Origin of the sequence: Providencia sp. PROV188, assembly GCF_027595165.1 — a bacterium.
GTDB lineage: Bacteria > Pseudomonadota > Gammaproteobacteria > Enterobacterales > Enterobacteriaceae > Providencia > Providencia lanzhouensis.
On record NZ_CP097291.1, the window covers coordinates 3,025,431 to 3,049,543 of the forward strand.

Genomic DNA, 24,113 nt, shown 5'->3' on the forward strand with positions numbered 1-24,113 from the left:
CTCTCCTCACCGATTAATTAAAAATAGCCTTGGCGCTTTTTCAGCTCCATAGAGGCGGATTGGTCACTATCAATCAAACGCCCTTGGCGTTCACTGGTGGTGGATAGCAACATCTCTTCGATAATTTCAGGTAGTGTGCTGGCATTCGACGGCACAGCCCCCGTCAATGGCCAGCAGCCTAATGTCCGAAAACGTACTTTTTTCTTGGCGATGACCTCTCCCGCTTTTAGCTCTATACGCCCATCATCCACCATGATTAAGGTGCCATCACGCTCAATCACAGGACGTTCATCCGCAAAATAGAGTGGGACAATGTCGATGTTTTCTAAGTAGATATATTGCCAAATATCCAGCTCAGTCCAATTGGATAATGGGAAGACACGGATACTTTCCCCTTTATTAATTTGCCCGTTGTAATTGTGCCAAAGCTCCGGTCTTTGGTTTTTCGGATCCCAGCGATGCGAGCGGTCACGGAATGAATAAATTCGTTCTTTTGCGCGTGATTTTTCTTCATCACGCCTAGCACCACCGAACGCGGCATCAAAGCCATATTTATCTAGCGCCTGCTTTAAGCCCTCAGTTTTCATGATGTCGGTATGTTTCGCGCTACCATGAACAAACGGGTTGATGCCGAGACGCTCCCCTTCAGGATTTCGGTGGATCAATAATTCAAAACCGTATTTTTTCGCCGTCTCATCACGGAACTGGTACATTTCACGAAATTTCCATCCAGTATCCACATGTAGCAAAGGGAAAGGGATCGTGCCAGGATAGAACGCTTTTCGAGCCAAATGCAGCATCACAGATGAGTCTTTACCAATGGAATAGAGCATCACAGGGTTAGCAAACTCCGCCGCTACTTCACGAATAATATGAATACTTTCCGCTTCTAATTGCTGTAAGTGGGTTAATTTTTTTTCGTTCACGATTTACTCCTCGATTAAGCCAATTCCAGCACGGCTGAGCGCCATTGGATGGTTTCGGGTTGCTGACCAAACCACGCCAGCTGTTGATGTAATGCCGCCACTTCACCAATGACGATTAATGCAGGGGCTGGCGCTTGCTGAGCCAATGACTCCAATTCATGCAACGCTCCCACAATCACTTTTTGATTTTGCCGAGTCCCACAACCAATCACGGCTACGGGGGTATCTCGATGACGTCCATATTGAATAAGCTGCTGGCGAATATTAGCGGCTGTCACAGTGCCCATGTAGATAGCCAGAGTTTGGTGACCGCGAGCTAATGCTTGCCAGTCCAACTCCGCTCCTTCTTGTCGGCAATGTCCGGTAATAAACGTGATACTCTGCGCGTGTTCTCTGTGGGTCAGTGGGATCCCCGCATAAGCCGCCGCACCAATAGCGGCGGTGATACCGGGTACAACTTGAAAAGGAATGTTGGCTTCGGCAGCAACTTGCAACTCTTCACCACCACGACCAAAAATAAACGGATCCCCACCTTTTAAGCGAACAACCTTTTTGCCTTGCTGAGCATAGTTGACGATCAATTGATTAGTTTCCTCTTGGGAAACGCTATGATTTCCTGCTCGCTTACCCACACAGACTTTGTCTGCATCACGGCGAACAAGATCAAGGATTTCCGTGCTCACCAGATGGTCATACAGCACCACATCCGCATTTTGCAGAACTCTCAAGCCTTTAAGTGTTAATAGCCCCGCATCACCCGGTCCAGCCCCCACTAAGGTTAACTCCCCTTGGTTATCTGGCTTCGCTAGCTGTTGCTCCAGCTGCTTTTCTGCATCATCCAGTTGCCCGCTTTCCACCAAAGAGGCAAAGCGCCCGCTAAAACTCAATTCCCAAAAACGTTTACGCTCACTGAGCTTAGTCAGATTCTGTTTTACGCGCTCACGCCAGCGCCCTGCAATCTCCGCCATTTTTCCCAACGATGTTGGCAGCAAGGTTTCCAGTTTTTCCCGTAATAATTTTGCTAACACAGGCGCAGTACCACCCGATGAAATCGCCACCATAATGGGAGAACGGTCGATAATCGAGGGAACAATAAAGGAACAGAGGGGCTGGTCATCCACCACATTGACAAAAATATGTCTCTGCTGTGCATCATGAAAAACTTTCTCATTGAGCGCTTGGTCATCCGTGGCAGCAATCACCAAGTAAGCATCATCAAGGTGATAAGCTTGATAAGGTTGCTGTACCCAGTGCAATTGTTTTTGTTGATAAGCCAACTGCAAGCTTTCGCAAAGTTCAGGGGAAATCACCACCAGCGAGGCATGGGCTTTCAATAATAATTCGGCTTTACGTGCGGCGACCACACCGCCGCCAATCAAGACAACTTGTCTTTCTCGCACACTCACAAATAAGGGTAGATAATCCATAAATCGCTTCCATCCAACATTTTAATTATAAGAGCAATGAAATTGACTATATGGCGTGAATTGGTCACTTTGAAATGACAAAAAAGCATGAATAGGAACAGAAAGGCATAAGCTAAATAAAGAGGGGAAAACCCAGTAAATTAAGCCTATCTTCCGCGATTTGACATAAATAAAAAATAAAGGGACACCCTTATTTTAGATAAAGGCATCCCTTTGTTATTACACAAATAAATTAACTTTCTACTTATTAGTAATATAAGTAATTAATTATTTAAACGAAGTCTTTAGTTTTTTAAAAAAACATTAATTTTCATGTAGCCCGCATTCACGCTTTAAACCAAAGAAACGAGTTTGCTCTTCACTCATACCGGGTTCCCATGGACGACTGGTATGAGTATCTCCCACCGATAAATACCCTTTTTCCCATAATGGATGGTAGGGTAAATTATGTTTGGTCAAATACTGATAAACTTCTTTATTATTCCAATCAATCACTGGCAGAATTTTAAAAATCCCGCGTCCAATACTCAGCACTGGTAACGCTGCTCGGCTCGCCGATTGTTCTCGTCTTAGTCCTGAAAACCAACTTTGCGCCTGCAATTCATGCAGCGCCCGCGTCATAGGCTCTACTTTGTTCAATTGGTTATAACGCTCAATTCCTTCAACCCCTTGAGTCCACAACTGCCCATGAATGGCTTCTTGCCATGCAGGGCTGGTTTCCGCTCGGTACACTTTCAAGTTTAAGTTTAACCGTTCCGTTAACTGTTCAATAAACTGGTAAGTTTCAGGAAACAAATAACCCGTATCCGTTAAAATCACAGGAATATTGGGGACCACTTGCGTGACTAAGTGCAGCGCCAAAGCACCTTGGATGCCAAAGCTTGATGACAACACGAATTCAGCAGGAAGATGTTCAACCGCCCATTCAACGCGAGCTAGCGCAGTCATTTCTTCAAGTTTCGCGTTGAATTCCGCTAAATAAGCAACTTGAGCCTGTTTATCTAACGGCTGAACTTGCGCTAATTGAAGTCGGCTCATACCGCCTCCTTGACCTCGTAAAAGTCGATAGCTGAGTTGAGTACTGGCTTCACGACGTTAGCGCGGATCAGGTAATCACCAAAACCTTCATTCGGTTGACGTTCAGCCGCCCAGCGACCAATCAGCTCATCCATGATGGCTAAAATCTCTGCACTGCTGATATTTTCCTTATACATTCTAGGGATACGCGTACCGATGCGATTTCCACCTAAATGTAAGTTATAACGGTCGAGAGCTTTACCCACCAGCCCAACTTCCGCCAGCATCGCGCGACCACAACCATTTGGGCAGCCAGTTACACGTAAAACAATATGCTCATTCGCCACATGATGCGCCGCCATGATGTTTTCAACTTGCGTGACGAACTCCGGTAAAAAGCGCTCCGCTTCCGCCATCGCTAGCGGACAGGTTGGGAAAGAGACACACGCCATCGAGTTTTCACGCTGACGCGTCACTTCATTGCTCATCAAACCGTGCTCAATAGCAATTTTCTCTATTGCCGCTTTGTCTTCTTCCTCAATCCCCGCCACAATTAAGTTTTGGTTGGCCGTCAGGCGAAAGTCCCCTTTATGGATTTTCGCGATCTCGGCGACGCCGGTTTTTAACGGTTTGTCCGCTAAGTCGATTAAGCGCCCATTCTCCACAAATAAGGTTAAATGCCAGCGATTATCAATGCCTTTTAACCAACCAATTTGGTCGCCACGCTCCGTAAATTGGTAAGGACGAATAGCGTCAAACTGCACACCAGCTCGTTTTTCCACTTCCGCTTTAAACACCTCTATCCCAACTCGCTCAAGGGTGTATTTGGTTTTGGCATTTTTACGATCAGTCCGGTTTCCCCAATCACGCTGCGTAGTGACAATCGCTTCAGCAATTGCCAAGGTTTTATCTAAGGGAATAAAACCAAATTCACTGGCAAGACGAGGGAACGTGTTGGTATCGCCGTGGGTCATCGCTAAACCGCCGCCCACCAGCACGTTGAAACCGATCAATTGCCCTTTTTCAGCAATCGCCACAAAGTTCATATCATTAGCATGGAGATCCACATCATTTAGCGGCGGGATCACCACGGTAGTTTTAAATTTCCGAGGAAGATAGGTTTGCCCTAGAATCGGCTCTTCATCGGTGGTCACAATCTTTTCTTTATCCAACCAAATCTCAGCATACGCACTGGTGCGAGGTAGCAAATGCTCAGAGATTTTTTTCGCCCATTCATAGGCTTGCTGATGCAGTTCAGACTGCACAGGGTTAGACGTACACAGTACGTTACGGTTTACGTCATTGGCGGTAGCTAACGCATCCAGCCCCACATGGCTGAGCATTTGGTGCGCCGGCTTCACATCCCCTTTGAGAATACCGTGAAATTGGAATGTTTGACGGTTGGTAATACGAATGCTGCCGTATAACGTGTGCTCAGAGGCAAATTTATCAATATCGAGCCACTGTTTCGGGGTAATGATGCCTCCCGGTAAGCGACAACGCAGCATCATGGCATGACGCGGTTCTAACTTCTGCTCTGCTCGCTCTGCGCGAATATCTCTGTCATCTTGTTGATACATTCCGTGAAAACGGATCAGCAAGAAATTATCTCCGTCAAAACCGCCTGTTAAGCCGTTTTTGAGATCGTCTTTGATAGTGCCTCGTAAATAGTTACTTTGCTGCTTCATCCGCTCGCTGTCAGCGAGCTTTCCTTCAACCACTAAGGCCGGCTGAGGTGCAACTTTTTGATGTTCATTGCTCATTAATAAACGTCCCTCTGATAACGGCGCATCACACGCAGCTCACTTAAAAAGTCATCCGCTTGCTCTTCATCCATGTGCCCGTGCTCGCTGATGACATCCAATAATGCTTGTTCCACATCTTTCGCCATGCGATTTGCATCCCCACACACATAAATATGTGCGCCTTGTTGGATCCAGTCCCACACTTCGCTACCTTGTTCGCGCAATTTGTCTTGCACATACACTTTTTCAGCCTGATCCCGCGACCACGCTAATGAAATATGGGTCAGCAAACCGTCTTTGACATAACGCTGCCATTCGACTTGATATAAGAAGTCGTCAACAAAGTGCGGATTGCCAAAAAACAGCCAGTTTTTACCTTCGCTACCGTCGTTATCACGTTGTTGTAAGAAAGCGCGGAATGGGGCAATTCCCGTTCCCGGACCAATCATAATCACGGGAGTATTTGAGTCTGCGGGTAGGCGGAAATTATCATTATGTTCAATAAACACCCGCAGTTCGTCACCTTCATTGAGACGATCCGCTAAGAAGCCAGAAGCACCGCCTGTTCTTGGACGTCCATCAATCTCATAGCGTACAACCCCGACGGTAGCATGGACTTCATCCGTCGCTTCTGCCTGTGAAGAAGAAATGGAATACAAGCGTGGCGTTAATGGGCGCAGTAAATCCACAAACTCTTGCGCACTTGGTTGAGCCGCCGCTTGGCGTACCATATCAACGATAGGCGTGGTTTGTGCATACTGCATAATGGCTGGCTTATCACTGATCAAGCCTAATAAGCTATCGTCTTTGGATAACTGAGCGTATTTTTCGACGATCAAATGGGTATTTTGGGTCAGTTCCAGTTGGTAAGTTAACGCATCACGCAGCGAATGGCGCTGTTGACCAATAAATACGTCTTCATCCCCTTGTAGCCATAACAGGCTAATCAGCTCATCCACTAACGCAGGGTCATTATCAAACCACACGCCTAGTGCATCTCCCGGCTGATAGCGTAAACCAGAATTCCCCAAATCAATCTCAATATGGCGCACATCTTTGTCCGATCCGCGCCCCGTGATCTTTTGGTTACTCAACAGCGAGGCGGTTAATGGCGCCGTTTTGGTATATGGGGAAGAATCGAGCTGATTCACACTGCCAGATTGAGTATTGATGAGCTGGCTATCTGACTGAGCAGGTACTCGCGCTTTTAAAATCTGCGTCAAAGAGCTTACCCACTCGTCTGCCAATGCCTGATATTCAACATCCGCATCGACCCGAGGAAGCAACGCACTTGCCCCCAGTTTCGCAAACTGGTTATCGAAATCTTTTCCGGCTTGGCAAAAATGCTCATAAGAAGAATCGCCAAGTGCAAAAACCGCGTAATGGGCGGCTGAGAGATCGGGGGCTTTCTTCGAATTCAAATATTTATGTAATGCAACGGCCTCTTCGGCTGGCTCCCCTTCACCTTGGGTGGATGCCACAACGATCACCACTTTCTCTTGGTTGATCTGCTTAAACTTGTAATCACCAGCATTGACTAAATTGGCACTGATTTTCTCACTCAGTAGCTTTTCTCGAAGCTGCTCAGCTAAACGACGGGCATTACCCGTTTGGGAGGCTGAAATAATGGTCACGGTTTCTTGAGGCGCATTGCTTGCAGGAACAGATTCACTTTGCGCACTGTTTTGATTCACCATTCCCCACAAATAGCCAGATAGCCAAGCCAGTTGATGGGATGAATAATCCCCCACTGCGGTTTGTAAGCGCCCTAATTGCTCCGTCGAAATCGGTAATGCTGATAATGGAGGTTGCTTGTTTTGCATTATTTTGTCACTCCAACGTGATCCATCATTGAATAGTCAATAAAACGTTATATATGCCATTCTCTATCCCAAATGAAGATAAAGGTTATAACAGCCATAACTAGGAAGATAAGAAACTATAGCCATAACTAATAGCTAAAAATCCTAAAGAAAATATTCGATGATGAATATCGAATAAAAAGATTAGCCAGAAATCGATAAATAACGACATTTTGAGTAAAAATAACAGTAGAATACGCTACTAAACATTAGTAAGGAGAAATTTATGAGCACAACCATCTACAAAGATTTTCACTTTGAAGCAGCCCACCGCCTTCCTCATGTACCCGAGGGGCATAAATGTGGTCGCCTGCATGGGCACTCTTTCATGGTGCGCTTAGAAATCACGGGTGAAATTGATGCGCATACGGGATGGATCATGGATTTTGCTGATGTGAAAAGCGCCTTTAAACCTATCTATGAGCGTCTAGACCATCACTATTTAAATGAGATTGAAGGGTTAGAAAACCCAACCAGTGAAGTACTTGCTCGCTGGATTTGGCAGCAAACCAAGCCACTGTTACCACTATTAAGTGCCATTACGGTTAAAGAAACCTGCAATGCAGGCTGTGTATATCGCGGAGAAGCCTAAGTCAAATAGGTGCTGAGCTGTAAGTTATCACCTACAGCTCAAAGACATAATGATTACTGAATATTTAAATATTTATGGGTTTGAATGGATAGCCGCCAGTTGCGTTGGATGCAGATATCAATACATAGCTTCGTCGCTGACATTTTTTGGCTAATAGGCTGAAGCGCCACAATCGGTGGCTCCCCTTGAGTTCGCAAAGATAATAGCTGATCAAGGGCTTCAATATCCTTTTCACGCGCTACAGGATGCTTGATTTCATTGGCACGATTAATCGCCTGTTCGAGTACTTGCAATCCACCTTTCATACCCACTTTCGGCGAGACAGTGACCCAGGTATTTTCAGTGCAGATGATTGGGTAAGTGCCGCTGGTTTCAATCTGGCATTGAAACCCATTCGCTTCAAGGGATTGCGTTAAGTTCGTTAAATCATAAATGCACGGCTCTCCGCCCGTTATCACGATGTGTTTTGCGGTATAGCCGTTTTGTTGCATCAGTTGGATTAAGCTTTCGGCATCGGACATTGCCCATAAATCACTGTCTTGTGTTTTTAATGCAATATCACCCAATGTGGATTCCTTCGCGGGCTCTTTGTCCCAGGTCTGTTTGGTATCGCACCAACTACAGCCCACTGGACAGCCTTGCAAACGAATAAAAACAGCAGGGACGCCAGTAAAAACACCTTCCCCCTGTAAAGTTTGGAAGATTTCATTAATTGGGTATTTCATATTGCTCCTAGAAGATTCCATTTGGCGCATATTATATTGCAGATATCTATCTCGCGGGCAATGCACTTTGTGATAATGTAGTCACCCTGCGTTCAGGAAAGTACGTCAACTCAAACAACGAAACCGAAACAATATTCGGTACAATATTTCGAAATAAAGTCAATGACAGGAAAAGACATGCAAAGTAGTGAACAAAATCAACTCAGAAAGGGGCTGAGTGTCCGGCACATTCGCTTTATGGCCTTAGGGTCAGCGATTGGTACTGGGCTATTCTACGGTTCTGCGTCTGCGATTCAGGCAGCAGGTCCTGCGGTGTTACTTGCCTACATGTTAGGTGGTGCCGCTGTATTTATGGTGATGCGTGCCCTCGGCGAAATGGCGGTTCATCATCCAGTCCCTGGTTCATTCTCTCACTACGCAAGCCATTATATGGGTCCTCTAGCGGGTTTTTTAACAGGTTGGAACTACGTATTTGAAATGCTGGTAGTCTGTTTAGCCGATATTACGGCCTTCGGGATGTATATGGGCTTCTGGTTCCCGCATGTCGACCAATGGGTATGGGTATTGAGTATCGTGCTATTTATTAGCGCCCTCAATCTTTGCCACGTTAAGATTTTCGGTGAGATGGAATTCTGGCTATCGATTATTAAAGTTAGTGCCATTATTGCCATGATTGTCGGCGGTGCCTTCTTGATGATCTACGGTTTTGGTCAAGAAACTAACCATGAAGTGGGTATCCAAAACTTATGGGAGCATGGCGGCTTTATGCCAAATGGCATTGAAGGGGTGATAGCCTCTCTAGCCATCGTTATGTTTGCTTTTGGTGGTATTGAGGTAATTGGTATCACGGCAAGTGAAGCGCAAAATCCTGAAAAAACCATACCTAAAGCTATCAATGCGGTGCCTATCCGTATTCTATTATTCTATGGATTAACGCTGTTTATCCTGATGTGTATCTACCCATGGAATCAAATCGGTCAAAACGGTAGTCCGTTTGTCCAAATCTTTGATAGCTTAGGTATTCAATCCGCAGCCAATATCCTGAATATCGTGGTGATCACAGCTGCAATTTCCGCTATCAACAGTGATATTTTTGGCGCAGGTCGCATGATGTATGGTATGGCTCAAGATGGGCAAGCACCGAAAGTCTTTACTAAACTGACCAAAAGCGGTGTGCCATGGGTAACAGTGCTGGTGATGTCCGTTGTGATGTTATTAGGGGTTTATCTGAACTACCTGTTACCAGAAAAAATCTTTGTGATCATCGCGTCAATCGCGACCTTCGCAACGGTGTGGGTCTGGTTAATGATTTTACTGTCACAAGTGGCAATGCGCCGCAAGATGAGCCAAGAAGAAATCAAAAAACTGAAATTCCCTGTACCGTTCTGGCCTGTAGGTCCAGCAATCACCATCGCATTTATGGTGTTTGTTATCGCTTTATTAGGCTTCTTTAAAGATACGCAAGTGGCGCTGATCGTAGGCTTTGTGTGGGTGGCTTTACTCAGTATCACTTTCTTTGCGATGCGTTATTACCAAAAACGTTGATCCCTTTTCATTAAGAGATCAATAAAACAGCCCTACATCGAACAGATCTAGGGCTGTTTTTTTAATGATTTTTGATTTTATGGAACCGTTAGTTCTACTACATCACGCTGACGCAAGCGCCTGTTCAATATCTGCAATTAACTCATCAACATTTTCTAAACCAATAGATAGTCGAATCAGCCCATCACTAATGCCATATTGCAGCCTTTCTTCCGGTGTATAGGTCGAATGAGTCATACTGGCAGGATGCTGCGCCAATGACTCGCAATCTCCCAAACTCACCGCCCTAGAGAACAGCGTTAAATGGTTTAAGAACCGCTTGCCTGCTTCCAGCCCCCCTTTTAGCTCAAATGCAATCATGCCTCCGGCTAATTTCATCTGCTTTTGAGCTAAATGGTATTGCTCAAAACTCGGCAAACCCGGGTACATAATGGTAGCGACTTTTGGGTTCACTTCTAAATATTCAGCAATTTTCTGTGTGCTTTGGACTATCCTATCCATACGAACAGACAAGGTTTTCATTCCTCGAATAATCAGGTTAGCGTCATGAGGAGATAAGCATGCCCCCGTCATATCTTTCAACCCCACTAATCGAATTAGTTTTGCGTACTCTGCCGTTGTGGCTACCGCTCCCCCCATAGCATCCCCATGACCATTCATGTACTTGGTCAACGAGTGCAGCACAATATCCGCCCCCAATGTCAGTGGTGTTTGAATATACGGCGTGCAATAGGTGTTATCGACTACCACTAAGATATTATGTCGATGAGCAATCTCACTCACCGCAGCAATATCCACCAAACGCATGTTCGGGTTAGCGGGTGACTCAAAGAATATCATGCGCGTTTTTTTCGTAATGGCTTGAGTGACACTCTCTGGATCACTCATATCAATGTGCTTAATTTTCACACCAAATCGAGCCAACCCATGATGAAAAAAGGCATAAGTACAGCCATAAACTGTTAAGTCCACTAACAGTTCATCACCCGGATTTAATAATGTCCAAAATGTAGCCGTGATTGCGCCCATACCTGACGAGAACACAATTGCCGCCTCTCCCTCTTCAAGAGAGGCAATTCTATTTTCCAATAGATTTAATGTTGGGTTATTAATTCGGGTATAAATATAGCCATCTTTTTCACCACTAAAACAGGCTGCGCCCTCTTCGACACTTTTAAATACATAAGTCGATGTTTGATAAATTGGCGATGCCAATGAACCTAAATGATCTTGTGCATTATAGTGACTATGAATTGCCCGTGTTTCGAAAGAACGTTTTATATCTAAACTCATACCACCTCCGAAAAATTACCCTCCTTGGGATTGAGATAATCGAGAACCGACAATTTGCATTGTTCGCAAAAGCGTCGTAATTCCACGCAATGTATTTGGATCTTTTAATAATCCATACACTGAGCGAAAGTTAGGATTTTTACTATCATGTATTCCTTCCATTTTTGCCATATTGTAGGCAGTACCTAATTCCCATACAGGCACTAAAGTATCTTCAAAAGAATTTGATAATCGTTCTACTGTACTGTTATCTAATATATCGACAAGGTCAGATACTAGTGAAAGCAGATCCACAATATTGTCTAAGCGATTTAAGTGTAATAACGGTGCTAATTTTTCAGCAAGATGATTACCAGATTCGGAACTTAATAGTTCAAGCAATTTACTTTGATTTTCATTATTCGACATTTTTAATTCCTTATTAAACTAAGCCACGGATTGCTGCCCAATAAATACCTCTATTGAAGCCATTTCTTAGTAATCCACCGAGCTTTGTTGGCGGAGTTGGAATAACATCGTGCTTGTAATCGTATTGCAAAGGCATACCCGCCGTTAATCCCATTTGAGCAACAGCTTGTACTCGACCATCATAAATAGCCGCTGGGTAACCATAAATTAACTCACCACAAATATTATCAGCAATAATTGCAGCTTGGTTATGGCAGCTCCCCCCCGCTTTACTAATTGGTAAATCAACTGTATCACCAATAACATAAACACCTTCAACACCATAGACTTGCATTGTTTCATGGTCTGTTGGTAACCAACCTTCACCATTATTGTGTTCACTTAATCCGGTATTTACGACCGCCTCTACTGCGGTAATAGGTGGAGTGCTAATTAATAAATCGAAAGGCTGCTCATCACCTTCTTTGGAATAAGCTAATTTCTTATCTGGGTCGACTTTATTTAAAGTAAACCCTCTTTGAGCTTTAATATTTCGAGCTACAAACACTTCAGGAATGACTTCGCAAACCGGCTGTTGCATGAATAAACAATTACGCAGTAATTGTGCAACCGTTGGATAGGTATAAACAATTTCAATATTATCTCTAACTCGACGTTTACGTAAAAACTCATCAATCATGAGTGTTGTTTCCATCGGCGCTATACCACACTGATGGGGAACGTTTGGTGTTTCAGGAAATGAAACGGTAATAAAAATACGACCTTTTTCAATCTTAGATAATTGGTCGGCTAATTTACGCGAGGCATCATAGGCATAAAAATGGTTACCTATTTCCTTTAATCCTTCAATACGCTCAGGCCTAGGGATACACCCTGTGGCAACGACTAAATAGTCATAGTGATATTTTTTATTATTTCTTGAGTATAATTCTTTATTTTTAAAATCAAATGAGTCAACTTTATCAATGACTAATTCAATTTCTGGTCTTAATAATTCACGCTCAGGTCGGCTTAGTTCTTCTTTAAAGAACATATTAAAAGCCACATACATAAATGCAGGTTTATAATAATGTATCGGATTATCTGTTATTAACGTTATTTTTATTCTTTGAGAAAAAATGTCTTTATTAAGTTTTCTAGCCAAAATATTAGCTAACATGGTACCGCCAGTACCACCACCCACAATAACTATATTTTTCATGATTTAAAATCCTTAAGAAATAAAACAGCCCGATAAATAAAACCTGCTCATCGCCGTGCTTTACACTTAATAAATATAGTTTAATGCCAATAACAACCAATACAATAAATTGCATATAATTCGAGAATCAACAAAAAAAACTAATCACTTTGAGATATTAAAACGCTTTCTCTGGTAAAAGAAAAGTGAAGCATTCATAAGTGATAAAATTAAATTTCATTGCAGCTCATTGAAAGAAAAAGATTAATATGAATAATGTCCAACTATCTTCCATTTAAATAAGACATCCTCAGCAACTTGTCCATATCCAATATTGTGCATCACTAAGTAATATCGACTATTCGATGCTTTGATGGATGTCACAATTCCTATATGTGGACGGCCGTTATCTAAACGCCATGAAACGATATCACCGGGTAAATAATCCTCCCCTTTTACCGTAATAGGTTTAACAGTACCTTTTCGAGCAAAAAAGGTTTCTAAGTTAGGTACTCGCCGATGATCAATATTGGTATCAGGCTTACGAAGCCCCCACATTTTTTGACTTGGATACTGGCTAAAGTTTTTTTTAATATCTTCATGAAGCTGTTTTTGAAGATCAATACCCAACTTACGATAACTGCGTATCACAACATCAGAACAGACACCATAATGGCTGGGAACATCCCCATTAGGGTAATCTATCTGGCGATAAGATGAATCATAAACAACAAGGCGAGGTAATTGTTCGGCTTGTTTTGCCAACTCAAGGTTACTTTTTCCTAATGCATAGGGCATGCAAAATAGTAAAGCGATAGATAGTAATCGTTTCAAGGTATGAATCCCCATAAAATAGAGAATAAAATCTACAATAATTACAGGGATAAATAAGGTGGGATAATCTTAAAAAGGTATTAATTAGTTAATTTAAATTGGGTAATGATAGGATTATGATCTGACGCATCTGTCTGTAATACGTGGCTTTCTTTCAGTGTTAAGCCGCGATAAAACATAAAGTCTAATGGACGACCAAAAGCTTTTGTTCGTAAATCTAAATCGTAGAGAACTTCCTTCAAGCCAACTGAACGAATAAAGCGTTTCAATGCATTTACTCGCTGACGGCTCCATGCATTAAAGTCCCCCGCGAGAATAACGGGACCGACATGTTTGCTAATATGAGAACCTAACTTACTCAATTGCTTTCTATACACATCAACACCAAAACTAAAGTTAATGGCATGTACGTTAGCAACCATTAAATGCTTACCATTAGGCAATGGATAAACCGTGATCAAAGCCGATTTCGCTAAACGTAATAGCGGCTCTTTTTCTCGTAATGGACAACAATAAATAGGGTGAGCTGTCGCGAGAGTCATTACCCCTGATGGATGAGGAGAAAAAGGTAAGGCAGGGACTTGGTCTGCTACCAATTGATGTGAAGCAGCAAAAGAAACCAATTCTGGTGACATTTGTGCTTCCTGGAGCAATAACAGTTTTTTCTCTTTAACGAGCTCTGCTAACGTAGATTTCCAATTTGGTCGCTGCTGCTTATAAATATTCCACGTAACCACATCCAGCATTTCACCCGCAGGAAACAGAGGAAGACCAATAGGAAGAGAATCACCTAGCATATGAATTGGCATAGGCTGAATACGTTTTGCAGGCTCGCCAGCAATGTACCGAACAGAATAGGTTCTTTTAGCCACGTACCGGATTCCCTACGAAATTGATAACAACAGTATTATTGGTAGCAACAGTATTGCTGCCAACTATGCTAGTTTAGCATTGGTTTGACTGACTCGCGTACAGTATATCAAATATCTTACCGGTAATCTTAAGGAACTTATTATTCCTTTTTGTGACCTTTCTAAGTCAGTCTGACTATCTCCATCAAATTCTCTATCATTCACCGTGATAAATATTCTAAATAACGGCTTAACAAAAGAAAAAAGTGCGTGTAATGGAGGCATTTTTTGCTGTTTGGTTAGGATATAAAGTAGATAGGGCTCATATGACGGTCGATTTTCACTCAATATGTAGGATAACTTCATTACTGATAATGGTTATTGACAATGAAAGCTCCGTTTATAAGGCGGGAAGCCAGAGCGATATTAGGTCTTTTGGGTAGTTAGCGAGTTACCATCCCCCCGATTTTACTAGTGATAAGTCAATTTATGAAATACCTTTCTGCTATTTTCATTTCCCCTAACGCAAAAAAGCCACCCAATGGGTGGCTTCTCGGCTAATTTAATGTCTGGCAGTTCCCTACTCTCACATGGGGAGACCCCACACTACCATCGGCGCTACGGCGTTTCACTACTGAGTTCGGCATGGGGTCAGGTGGGACCACCGCGCTATTGCCGCCAGACAAATTCTGTTTATTCCCGTCTAAGTTTTCTCTTAAACCAGAAGTTCAATCCTGAACAAGCTGTGTGCCTACCTTTCGGCTTCTCACTTTCTTTGAAAATCAACTCAATCTCTCTTCTCGAAAACACCTTCGGTGTTGTCAGGTTAAGCCTCACGGTTCATTAGTATTGGTTAGCTCAACGTATCGCTACGCTTACACACCCAACCTATCAACGTCTTAGTCTTAAACGTTCCTTTAGGACCCTTAAAGAGTCAGGGAAGACTCATCTCAAGGCAAGTTTCCCGCTTAGATGCTTTCAGCGGTTATCTCTTCCGCACTTAGCTACCGGGCAATGCCATTGGCATGACAACCCGAACACCAGTGGTGCGTCCACTCCGGTCCTCTCGTACTAGGAGCAGCCCCTTTCAATCTTCCAACGCCCACGGCAGATAGGGACCGAACTGTCTCACGACGTTCTAAACCCAGCTCGCGTACCACTTTAAACGGCGAACAGCCGTACCCTTGGGACCTACTTCAGCCCCAGGATGTGATGAGCCGACATCGAGGTGCCAAACACCGCCGTCGATATGAACTCTTGGGCGGTATCAGCCTGTTATCCCCGGAGTACCTTTTATCCGTTGAGCGATGGCCCTTCCATACAGAACCACCGGATCACTAAGACCTACTTTCGTACCTGCTCGAGCCGTCACTCTCGCAGTCAAGCTGGCTTATGCCTTTGCACTAACCGCATGATGTCCGACCATGCTTAGCCAACCTTCGTGCTCCTCCGTTACTCTTTGGGAGGAGACCGCCCCAGTCAAACTACCCACCAGACACTGTCCGCACCCCGGATTACGGGGCTACGTTAGAACATCAAACATTAAAGGGTGGTATTTCAAGGTTGGCTCCACGCAGACTGGCGTCCACGCTTCAAAGCCTCCCACCTATCCTACACATCAAGGCTCAATGTTCAGTGTCAAGCTATAGTAAAGGTTCACGGGGTCTTTCCGTCTTGCCGCGGGTACACTGCATCTTCACAGCGAGTTCAATTTCACTGAGTCTCGGGTGGAGACAGCCTGGCCATCATTACGCCATTCGTGCAGGTCGGAACTTACCCGACAAGGAATTTCGCTACCTTAGGACCGTTATAGTTACGGCCGCCGTTTACTGGGGCTTCGATCAAGAGCTTCTCCTTACGGATAACCCCATCAATTAACCTTCCAGCACCGGGCAGGCGTCACACCGTATACGTCCACTTTCGTGTTTGCACAGTGCTGTGTTTTTAATAAACAGTTGCAGCCAGCTGGTATCTGCGACTGGCTTCAGCTCCATGGGTAAACCACTTCACCTAATGCCAGCGTGCCTTCTCCCGAAGTTACGGCACCATTTTGCCTAGTTCCTTCACCCGAGTTCTCTCAAGCGCCTGAGTATTCTCTACCTGACCACCTGTGTCGGTTTGGGGTACGATTAATGATAATCTAGAGCTTAGAGGCTTTTCCTGGAAGCGGGGTATGAGCTACTTCGCCACCGTAGTGACTCGTCATCAGACCTCAGCATATAGTGAACCGGATTTGCCTAATTCACCTGCCTACATCCTTAAACCGGGACAACCGTCGCCCGGCCAGCCTAACCTTCTCCGTCCCCCCATCGCAATTATCACCAGTACGGGAATATTAACCCGTTTCCCATCGACTACGCATTTCTGCCTCGCCTTAGGGGTCGACTCACCCTGCCCCGATTAACGTTGGACAGGAACCCTTGGTCTTCCGGCGTGCGGGTTTTTCACCCGCATTATCGTTACTTATGTCAGCATTCGCACTTCTGATACCTCCAGCATACCTCACAGTACACCTTCACAGGCTTACAGAACGCTCCCCTACCCAACAATATTTACATATCGCTGCCGCAGCTTCGGTGCATAGTTTAGCCCCGTTACATCTTCCGCGCAGGCCGACTCGACCAGTGAGCTATTACGCTTTCTTTAAATGATGGCTGCTTCTAAGCCAACATCCTGGCTGTCTGAGCCTTCCCACTTCGTTTCCCACTTAACTATGACTTTGGGACCTTAGCTGGCGGTCTGGGTTGTTTCCCTCTTCACGACGAACGTTAGCACCCGCCGTGTGTCTCCCGTGATAACATTCTTCGGTATTCGTAGTTTGCATCGAGTTGGTAAGTCGGGATGACCCCCTAGTCGAAACAGTGCTCTACCCCCGAAGATGAGTTCACGAGGCGCTACCTAAATAGCTTTCGGGGAGAACCAGCTATCTCCCGGTTTGATTGGCCTTTCACCCCCAGCCACAAGTCATCCGCTAATTTTTCAACATTAGTCGGTTCGGTCCTCCAGTTAGTGTTACCCAACCTTCAACCTGCCCATGGCTAGATCACCGGGTTTCGGGTCTATACCCTGCAACTCATTCGCCCAGTTAAGACTCGGTTTCCCTACGGCTCCCCTATACGGTTAACCTTGCTACAGAATATAAGTCGCTGACCCATTATACAAAAGGTACGCAGTCACACCAAAAAGGTGCTCCCACTGCTTGTACGTACACGGTTTCAGGTTCTATTTCACTCCCCTCGCCGGGGTTCTTTTCGCCTTTCCCTCACGGTACTGGTTCACTATCGGTCAATCAGGAGTATTTAGCCTTGGAGGATGGTCCCCCCATATTCAGACAGGATAACACGTGTCCCGCCCTACTCGTCGAGTTCACAACACTAACACCTTCGGATACGGGGCTATCACCCTTTACTGCCGGCCTTTCCAGACCGTTCTCCTGATGCTAATGCTGATTAAGACTCTGGGCTGCTCCCCGTTCGCTCGCCGCTACTAGGGGAATCTCGGTTGATTTCTTTTCCTCGAGGTACTGAGATGTTTCAGTTCCCTCGGTTCGCTTCGTTTGACTATGTATTTATCAAACGATAGTGCAACGAATTGCACTGGGTTTCCCCATTCGGAAATCGTCGGTTGTAACGGTTCATATCACCTTACCGACGCTTATCGCAGATTAGCACGTCCTTCATCGCCTCTGATTGCCTAGGCATCCACCGTGTACGCTTAGTCGCTTAACCTCACAACCCGAAGGTGTCTTTTTATCAGACGACACGAAACGTCATGGCTGTGCGTGGTGAACTTCTTCGTTGGGCAGGGTTCGCAATGCTCACGTACTTATGTACGCTGCGCTTGCTGCACGCTGTCCACCTTGAATTTCACACTGCTCGCTCATGCCACTCGCTTGTGTGTTTGAAAAACACGTTCAAGTTGAGATTTTTGAGAGACTCTCACATTGTTTAAGCGATAAACAATGTGCGTTGTTTTCAATTTTCAGCTTGTTCCAGATTGTTAAAGAGCATAATTATTCGCAATAGACTATTTCTAATCTATTCTGAATAATCAGAAAGTTTATGGTGGAGCTAAGCGGGATCGAACCGCTGACCTCCTGCGTGCAAGGCAGGCGCTCTCCCAGCTGAGCTATAGCCCCATAAAGGTAATTCCAGTATCGATTCTCTCACTAAGAAAGAATTTTGAGTTAAATCGAATTTAAGCAAGGCATAACTTGGCGACGTTTACGTCTGGTAAACGAGCTGAGTTATAACGAAGCATCAATTCGATTTTGGTAGGCCTGAGTGGACTTGAACCACCGACCTCACCCTTATCAGGGGTGCGCTCTAACCACCTGAGCTACAAGCCTATCGATACCGTTACTCTATTTCATCAGACAATCTGTGTGAGCACTTCACAAAAACACTTCAATGGTAAGGAGGTGATCCAACCGCAGGTTCCCCTACGGTTACCTTGTTACGACTTCACCCCAGTCATGAATCACAAAGTGGTAAGCGCCCTCCCGAAGGTTAAGCTACCTACTTCTTTTGCAACCCACTCCCATGGTGTGACGGGCGGTGTGTACAAGGCCCGGGAACGTATTCACCGTAGCATTCTGATCTACGATTACTAGCGATTCCGACTTCATGGAGTCGAGTTGCAGACTCCAATCCGGACTACGACGTACTTTATGAGTTCCGCTTGCTCTCGCGAGGTCGCTTCTCTTTGTATACGCCATTGTAGCACGTGTGTAGCCCTACTCGTAAGGGCCATGATGACTTGACGTCATCCCCACCTTCCTCCGGTTTATCACCGGCAGTCTCCTTTGAGTTCCCGACCGAATCGCTGGCAACAAAGGATAAGGGTTGCGCTCGTTGCGGGACTTAACCCAACATTTCACAACACGAGCTGACGACAGCCATGCAGCACCTGTCTCAGAGTTCCCGAAGGCACCAAAGCATCTCTGCTAAGTTCTCTGGATGTCAAGAGTAGGTAAGGTTCTTCGCGTTGCATCGAATTAAACCACATGCTCCACCGCTTGTGCGGGCCCCCGTCAATTCATTTGAGTTTTAACCTTGCGGCCGTACTCCCCAGGCGGTCGATTTAACGCGTTAGCTCCGGAAGCCACTCCTCAAGGGAACAACCTCCAAATCGACATCGTTTACAGCGTGGACTACCAGGGTATCTAATCCTGTTTGCTCCCCACGCTTTCGCACCTGAGCGTCAGTCTTTGTCCAGGGGGCCGCCTTCGCCACCGGTATTCCTCCACATCTCTACGCATTTCACCGCTACACATGGAATTCTACCCCCTCTACAAGACTCTAGCTGACCAGTCTTAGATGCCATTCCCAGGTTAAGCCCGGGGATTTCACATCTAACTTAATCAACCGCCTGCGTGCGCTTTACGCCCAGTAATTCCGATTAACGCTTGCACCCTCCGTATTACCGCGGCTGCTGGCACGGAGTTAGCCGGTGCTTCTTCTGTTGGTAACGTCAATCGTTGATGATATTAGCATCAACGCCTTCCTCCCAACTGAAAGTACTTTACAACCCTAAGGCCTTCTTCATACACGCGGCATGGCTGCATCAGGCTTGCGCCCATTGTGCAATATTCCCCACTGCTGCCTCCCGTAGGAGTCTGGGCCGTGTCTCAGTCCCAGTGTGGCTGATCATCCTCTCAGACCAGCTAGGGATCGTCGCCTTGGTGAGCCATTACCTCACCAACTAGCTAATCCCATATGGGTTCATCCGATAGCGCAAGGACCGAAGTTCCCCTGCTTTGCTCCTAAGAGATTATGCGGTATTAGCTACCGTTTCCAGTAGTTATCCCCCTCTATCGGGCAGATCCCCATACATTACTCACCCGTCCGCCGCTCGTCAGCGAGAAGCAAGCTTCCCCTGTTACCGCTCGACTTGCATGTGTTAGGCCTGCCGCCAGCGTTCAATCTGAGCCATGATCAAACTCTTCAATTAAAAAGCTTGATGCTCAAAGAATGTTACTGTCGTTTGATTTCCGAAGAAACCAAATTACCTATTAGTTCATATATATGAATTAACGTGTTAGTCACTCTTCAAGACTTAAAATCAAATATTTTTTTGATAGTGTCCTGTGAGTGCCCACACAGATTGTCTGATAAATTGTTAAAGAGCGGTGCGACTTAATCTTTTGATTATCGACTTTAGGTCGTTGTCGCGAGGTGTCGTATACTACGTTTTTTATTTAGAAAGTCAAGCGATTATTTTCAACTATTTTCTTTCTTCACCTCTGTTATCACGGGACTTCGAGGTTTTCTTCGAGCCGGTTTGTCGTGACAACGGATGCGCATTATAGGGAGCTCGAAAAATCTCGCAAGTGTTTTTTTTAAAATAATTTCCAATTGCTGATTTATCACCCAAAATGGTTACTTTGTGATGCTTTTTAAGGCTTTTGGCAGGTCTGCAAGACTATTAATCACCAAATCTGCACTCGCAATAGCGTCATCTGTAACAGGTTCGCCACTTTTTACTAACACATTTGTACCCACAAGAGCAGCTTTACCCGCTTGCATATCTGCAAGTTTGTCGCCAACCATAATAGAAGAAGTCATATCAATGTTTAAAAATTGCTGGGCATCTAAAAGCATTCCCGGTTTTGGTTTGCGGCAATTACATTCTTGCTTATATTCTTCTACTGTTGCATCTGGGTGATGAGGACAGAAGTAGATACCATCTAAATCAACACCGCGGTCAGCTAGAGACCAATCCATCCACTCAGTCAGTGTCATAAACTGGTCTTCGGTATAAATACCACGACCGATACCAGATTGATTAGTCACGACAACTAATGCATATCCCATCTTTTTGAGTTCAATCATGGCTTCAATTGAGCCTTCGATAAATTCGAAGTCATCAATTTGATGTACATAACCATGGTCGATATTAATTGTGCCATCTCTATCTAGAAAGATTGCTGGAATGCCTTTGCTCACTGCTTTACTCCTCAAACTGAAATGGTTTTTAGTATCTCATGAAAAGAAATGAAATGAGAATAGAATAAATCCATCAAACTTTATTGACTTAGACGTCTAGACGCCTTAACATCCAATGCAAGTTAGATACAGTATCTTGAATATAATTCGTCAGAGAATAGAAGATAGAATGATAAAGCTCTCAAATATTAATAAAGTGTTCCAGCAAGGAAACCGCAATATACAGGCGCTGACTGATATCAGCCTGCATGTTCCTGCTGGTCAAATATATGGTGTCATTGGTGCATCCGGCGCAGGTAAAAGTACCTTAATTCGTTGTGTGAATATGCTGGAGCGTCCAACATCAGGGCAAGTCATTGTTGATGGACAAGATTTAACGTCTCTGCCAGAGAAAGAAGTCACAAAAGCACGCCGTAGAATTGGCATGATCTTTCAGCACTTCAACTTATTATCTTCACGCACTGTGTTTGATAACGTGTCGTTGCCATTAGAATTAGACAATACACCGAAAGAGATCATTAAACAGCGCGTTGATGAATTATTAGAGTTAGTCGGTTTATCTGAAAAGAAAGATGCTTATCCAGCAAACCTTTCTGGTGGTCAAAAACAGCGTGTGGCTATTGCCCGTGCCTTAGCAAACTCACCAAAAGTATTACTGTGTGATGAAGCAACAAGTGCATTAGATCCAGCAACGACGCGCTCTATTTTAGAATTATTGAAAGATATCAACCGTCGCTTAGGTTTAACCATCTTATTGATCACCCATGAGATGGATGTCGTGAAACGTATTTGTGACCAAGTGGCAGTGATCAGTGGCGGTCAGCTTATTGAGCAAGATAAAGTGAGTGAAGTTTTCTCTCACCCTAAAACGCCAGTTGCTCAAGCATTTATTAAGTCAACGTTAGTTATTGATATTCCTGATGACTATAAAGAACGTTTGCAGCCAGAGTCGGGTAAAGATCTCTCTCCGTTATTGAAACTGGAATTCACAGGGCAATCGGTGGATGCGCCATTAATCTCAATGGCCGTACGTAAATTTGATATCGATATTAATATCTTAAGCTCTCAGATTGATTATGCCGGTGGCGTTAAATTCGGTGTAATGCTGGCTGAATTACACGGCTTAGAAAATGGCATTGAGTCCACTATTACATTTTTGAAAGAGCACCATGTGAAAGTTGAGGTTTTAGGTTATGTCTGAGGGAATGATTTCACTGCTTATTTCAGGAACGATTGATACCATTATCATGACTTTCGTTTCTGCAATTTTAGGTTTTATTTTAGGTATCCCGACAGGCGTCCTACTTTATGTCACTCGTCGTGGGCAAGTCATGGAAAATACCGTTCTGTATAGCGTTATTTCTGCTGTCGTGAACATATTCCGTTCAATACCGTTTATTATTTTATTAGTCTGGATCAGCCCTTTTACCAAATTCATTGTAGGTTCTGCGATTGGTATTGAAGGTGCGATTGTTCCATTAACTGTTGGCGCAATTCCGTTTATTGCTCGCATGGTTGAAAACGCATTATTAGAAGTGCCGAATGGTTTAATTGAAGCATCACGCGCTATGGGTGCAACTCCGTTACAGATTATTCGCAAAGTATTACTGCCAGAATCTTTACCGGGGTTAATTAACGCAGCAACCATTACATTAATTATGTTAGTCGGTTATTCCGCAATGGGCGGTGCAGTGGGTTCCGGTGGATTAGGACAAATTGCAATGCAATATGGGTACTATACTTATAATCCATTAGTTATGAATACCGTTCTGGTTCTATTGATTGTCTTAGTATTCATCATTCAGTTCACGGGTGAATATCTAATGAAAAAAGTGTCGCATAAATAGTCCGTAATCTAGATAGTCAGAAACAATAGCAGCGCCAAAAAACGCTACACAGTAGTTAAGGTGCTATAAATAGTGTCTAAAGGGGTAAATTATGTCTATTAAGTTAAAATCAATTGCAGTAGTTGGCGCGCTGTTAGGAACATTAGCTCTCGCTGGCTGTGGTGAAAAACAAAAAGATCCAAATAGCATCAAAGTCGGTGTGATCATGGGCAAAGAGTTTGAAGTTGCTGAAGTTGCACAAAAAGTTGCTAAAGAAAAATATGGTCTGAATGTTGAATTAGTTTCTTTCAATGACTTCGTACTACCAAACGAAGCATTAAGCAAAGGTGATATTGATGCTAACGCATTCCAGCATAAACCTTATTTGGATCAGCAAATTAAAGACCGTAACTACAAATTAGTTCCTGTTGGAAATACCTTCATTTATCCAATTGCAGGATATTCTAAACAAATTAAATCCATTGATGAATTGGCTGACGGTTCACAAGTAGCGCTGCCAAATGACCCAACTAACTTAGGTCGTTCATTACTGTTACTGCAAAAACAAGGTTTGATTAAGTTAAAAGATGGCACAGGTTTAATGCCTACCGTGTTGGATGTTGTTGAAAATCCAAAAGGCTTAAAATTTGTTGAATTAGAAGCGCCACAGTTACCACGTGCTCTGGATGATCAAAAAATTGCATTGGCTATCATCAACACAACTTGGGCTAGCAGTGCAACACCAAAACTGACTCCAGCAAAAGATGGTCTGTTTGTTGAAGATAAAGATTCTCCATATGTGAACATTATTGTGGCTCGTGAAGATAATAAAGATAGCGAGAATGTGAAGAAGTTTATTCAAGCATATCAATCTAATGAAGTGGCAGAAAAGGCCAACGAAGTTTTCGATGGTGGAGCAGTTAAAGGCTGGTAAG

Annotated in this window: 17 protein-coding genes, 2 tRNA genes and 3 rRNA genes; 5 read left to right on the top strand and 17 right to left on the bottom strand. The window is 44.2% G+C overall.

The genetic code is table 11. From position 1 onward, the window contains the following. Window positions 1-17: 17 nt before the first annotated feature. The 5 genes from cysD to cysJ form a co-directional block, all read right to left on the bottom strand. The gene (cysD, locus tag M5X66_RS13870; protein WP_036955774.1) at window positions 18-926 is read right to left on the bottom strand and encodes a sulfate adenylyltransferase subunit CysD; all 909 of its coding nucleotides are present in this window, start codon (window positions 924-926) and stop codon (window positions 18-20) included. A gap of 14 nt (window positions 927-940) precedes the next feature. Further along, the gene (gene cysG, locus M5X66_RS13875; protein ID WP_036955777.1) at window positions 941-2,353 is read right to left on the bottom strand and encodes a siroheme synthase CysG; all 1,413 of its coding nucleotides are present in this window, start codon (window positions 2,351-2,353) and stop codon (window positions 941-943) included. 303 nt (window positions 2,354-2,656) lie between these two features. After that, the gene (locus M5X66_RS13880) at window positions 2,657-3,391 is read right to left on the bottom strand and encodes a phosphoadenylyl-sulfate reductase (protein WP_036955780.1); all 735 of its coding nucleotides are present in this window, start codon (window positions 3,389-3,391) and stop codon (window positions 2,657-2,659) included. Next, window positions 3,388-5,133 carry an assimilatory sulfite reductase (NADPH) hemoprotein subunit gene (gene cysI / locus M5X66_RS13885; protein WP_036955784.1) on the bottom strand — a complete coding sequence of 582 codons (1,746 nt, stop codon included), beginning with the start codon at window positions 5,131-5,133 and terminating at the stop codon, window positions 3,388-3,390. The genes M5X66_RS13880 and cysI overlap by 4 nt, the downstream gene beginning before the upstream one ends. Then, window positions 5,133-6,938 carry an NADPH-dependent assimilatory sulfite reductase flavoprotein subunit gene (cysJ, locus tag M5X66_RS13890; RefSeq protein WP_270103661.1) on the bottom strand — a complete coding sequence of 602 codons (1,806 nt, stop codon included), beginning with the start codon at window positions 6,936-6,938 and terminating at the stop codon, window positions 5,133-5,135. The genes cysI and cysJ overlap by 1 nt, the downstream gene beginning before the upstream one ends. 265 nt (window positions 6,939-7,203) lie before the next feature. Here cysJ and queD point away from each other — a divergent pair, with 265 nt between their 5' ends. Further along, window positions 7,204-7,569, top strand: coding sequence for a 6-carboxytetrahydropterin synthase QueD (queD, locus tag M5X66_RS13895; protein WP_036955790.1), 366 nt, complete (start codon window positions 7,204-7,206; stop codon window positions 7,567-7,569). 53 nt (window positions 7,570-7,622) lie between these two features. On the opposite strand, the gene queE is transcribed toward queD, so the two are convergent. After that, window positions 7,623-8,294, bottom strand: coding sequence for a 7-carboxy-7-deazaguanine synthase QueE (gene queE / locus M5X66_RS13900; RefSeq protein WP_270103662.1), 672 nt, complete (start codon window positions 8,292-8,294; stop codon window positions 7,623-7,625). A 177-nt stretch (window positions 8,295-8,471) separates the two neighbouring features. Here queE and M5X66_RS13905 point away from each other — a divergent pair, with 177 nt between their 5' ends. Next, on the top strand, window positions 8,472-9,839 hold the full coding sequence (locus tag M5X66_RS13905) for an amino acid permease (protein ID WP_108478386.1): 1,368 nt from the start codon (window positions 8,472-8,474) through the stop codon (window positions 9,837-9,839). 102 nt (window positions 9,840-9,941) lie between these two features. Here M5X66_RS13905 and M5X66_RS13910 read toward each other — a convergent pair whose 3' ends face one another. From M5X66_RS13910 to gmhB, 11 genes are all read right to left on the bottom strand, one after another. Further along, the gene (locus M5X66_RS13910) at window positions 9,942-11,132 is read right to left on the bottom strand and encodes a methionine gamma-lyase (RefSeq protein WP_270103663.1); all 1,191 of its coding nucleotides are present in this window, start codon (window positions 11,130-11,132) and stop codon (window positions 9,942-9,944) included. A 15-nt stretch (window positions 11,133-11,147) separates the two neighbouring features. Continuing rightward, entirely contained in the window at window positions 11,148-11,540 is a 393-nt protein-coding gene (locus M5X66_RS13915) for a hypothetical protein (RefSeq protein WP_108478388.1), read from the bottom strand. Between the two features lie 13 nt (window positions 11,541-11,553). Next, on the bottom strand, window positions 11,554-12,741 hold the full coding sequence (locus tag M5X66_RS13920; RefSeq protein ID WP_108478389.1) for an NAD(P)/FAD-dependent oxidoreductase: 1,188 nt from the start codon (window positions 12,739-12,741) through the stop codon (window positions 11,554-11,556). A 243-nt stretch (window positions 12,742-12,984) separates the two neighbouring features. Beyond that, window positions 12,985-13,518 carry a DUF1287 domain-containing protein gene (locus M5X66_RS13925; RefSeq protein WP_230083387.1) on the bottom strand — a complete coding sequence of 178 codons (534 nt, stop codon included), beginning with the start codon at window positions 13,516-13,518 and terminating at the stop codon, window positions 12,985-12,987. A gap of 116 nt (window positions 13,519-13,634) precedes the next feature. After that, window positions 13,635-14,426 (bottom strand): endonuclease/exonuclease/phosphatase family protein, encoded by a 792-nt coding sequence (locus M5X66_RS13930; RefSeq protein WP_036955808.1) that lies wholly within the window; start codon window positions 14,424-14,426, stop codon window positions 13,635-13,637. A gap of 546 nt (window positions 14,427-14,972) precedes the next feature. Further along, a 5S ribosomal RNA gene (rrf, locus tag M5X66_RS13935) occupies window positions 14,973-15,088 on the bottom strand. Between the two features lie 139 nt (window positions 15,089-15,227). Continuing rightward, window positions 15,228-18,133 (bottom strand): 23S ribosomal RNA (locus M5X66_RS13940). A 334-nt stretch (window positions 18,134-18,467) separates the two neighbouring features. Next, window positions 18,468-18,543 (bottom strand) — tRNA-Ala (locus tag M5X66_RS13945). A gap of 133 nt (window positions 18,544-18,676) precedes the next feature. Then, window positions 18,677-18,753: transfer RNA gene (locus M5X66_RS13950), tRNA-Ile, on the bottom strand. 65 nt (window positions 18,754-18,818) lie between these two features. Continuing rightward, window positions 18,819-20,357, bottom strand: a 16S ribosomal RNA gene (locus M5X66_RS13955). Together the 16S, 23S and 5S rRNA genes with 2 tRNA genes alongside form the textbook arrangement of a ribosomal RNA operon. Before the next feature lie 428 nt (window positions 20,358-20,785). Next, window positions 20,786-21,352, bottom strand: coding sequence for a D-glycero-beta-D-manno-heptose 1,7-bisphosphate 7-phosphatase (gene gmhB / locus M5X66_RS13960; RefSeq protein ID WP_036956395.1), 567 nt, complete (start codon window positions 21,350-21,352; stop codon window positions 20,786-20,788). 169 nt (window positions 21,353-21,521) lie between these two features. Here gmhB and metN point away from each other — a divergent pair, with 169 nt between their 5' ends. The 3 genes from metN to M5X66_RS13975 all read left to right on the top strand — a co-directional run bounded on the left by metN (window position 21,522) and on the right by M5X66_RS13975 (window position 24,112). Then, on the top strand, window positions 21,522-22,553 hold the full coding sequence (gene metN, locus M5X66_RS13965) for a methionine ABC transporter ATP-binding protein MetN (protein ID WP_154637109.1): 1,032 nt from the start codon (window positions 21,522-21,524) through the stop codon (window positions 22,551-22,553). Next, window positions 22,546-23,199: a methionine ABC transporter permease MetI gene (gene metI, locus M5X66_RS13970; RefSeq protein ID WP_036956392.1), complete on the top strand. Its 654-nt coding sequence runs from the start codon at window positions 22,546-22,548 to the stop codon at window positions 23,197-23,199. The genes metN and metI overlap by 8 nt, the downstream gene beginning before the upstream one ends. Before the next feature lie 91 nt (window positions 23,200-23,290). Beyond that, window positions 23,291-24,112 carry a MetQ/NlpA family lipoprotein gene (locus M5X66_RS13975; protein ID WP_036956390.1) on the top strand — a complete coding sequence of 274 codons (822 nt, stop codon included), beginning with the start codon at window positions 23,291-23,293 and terminating at the stop codon, window positions 24,110-24,112. The last annotated feature ends 1 nt before the right edge of the window (window position 24,113 follow it).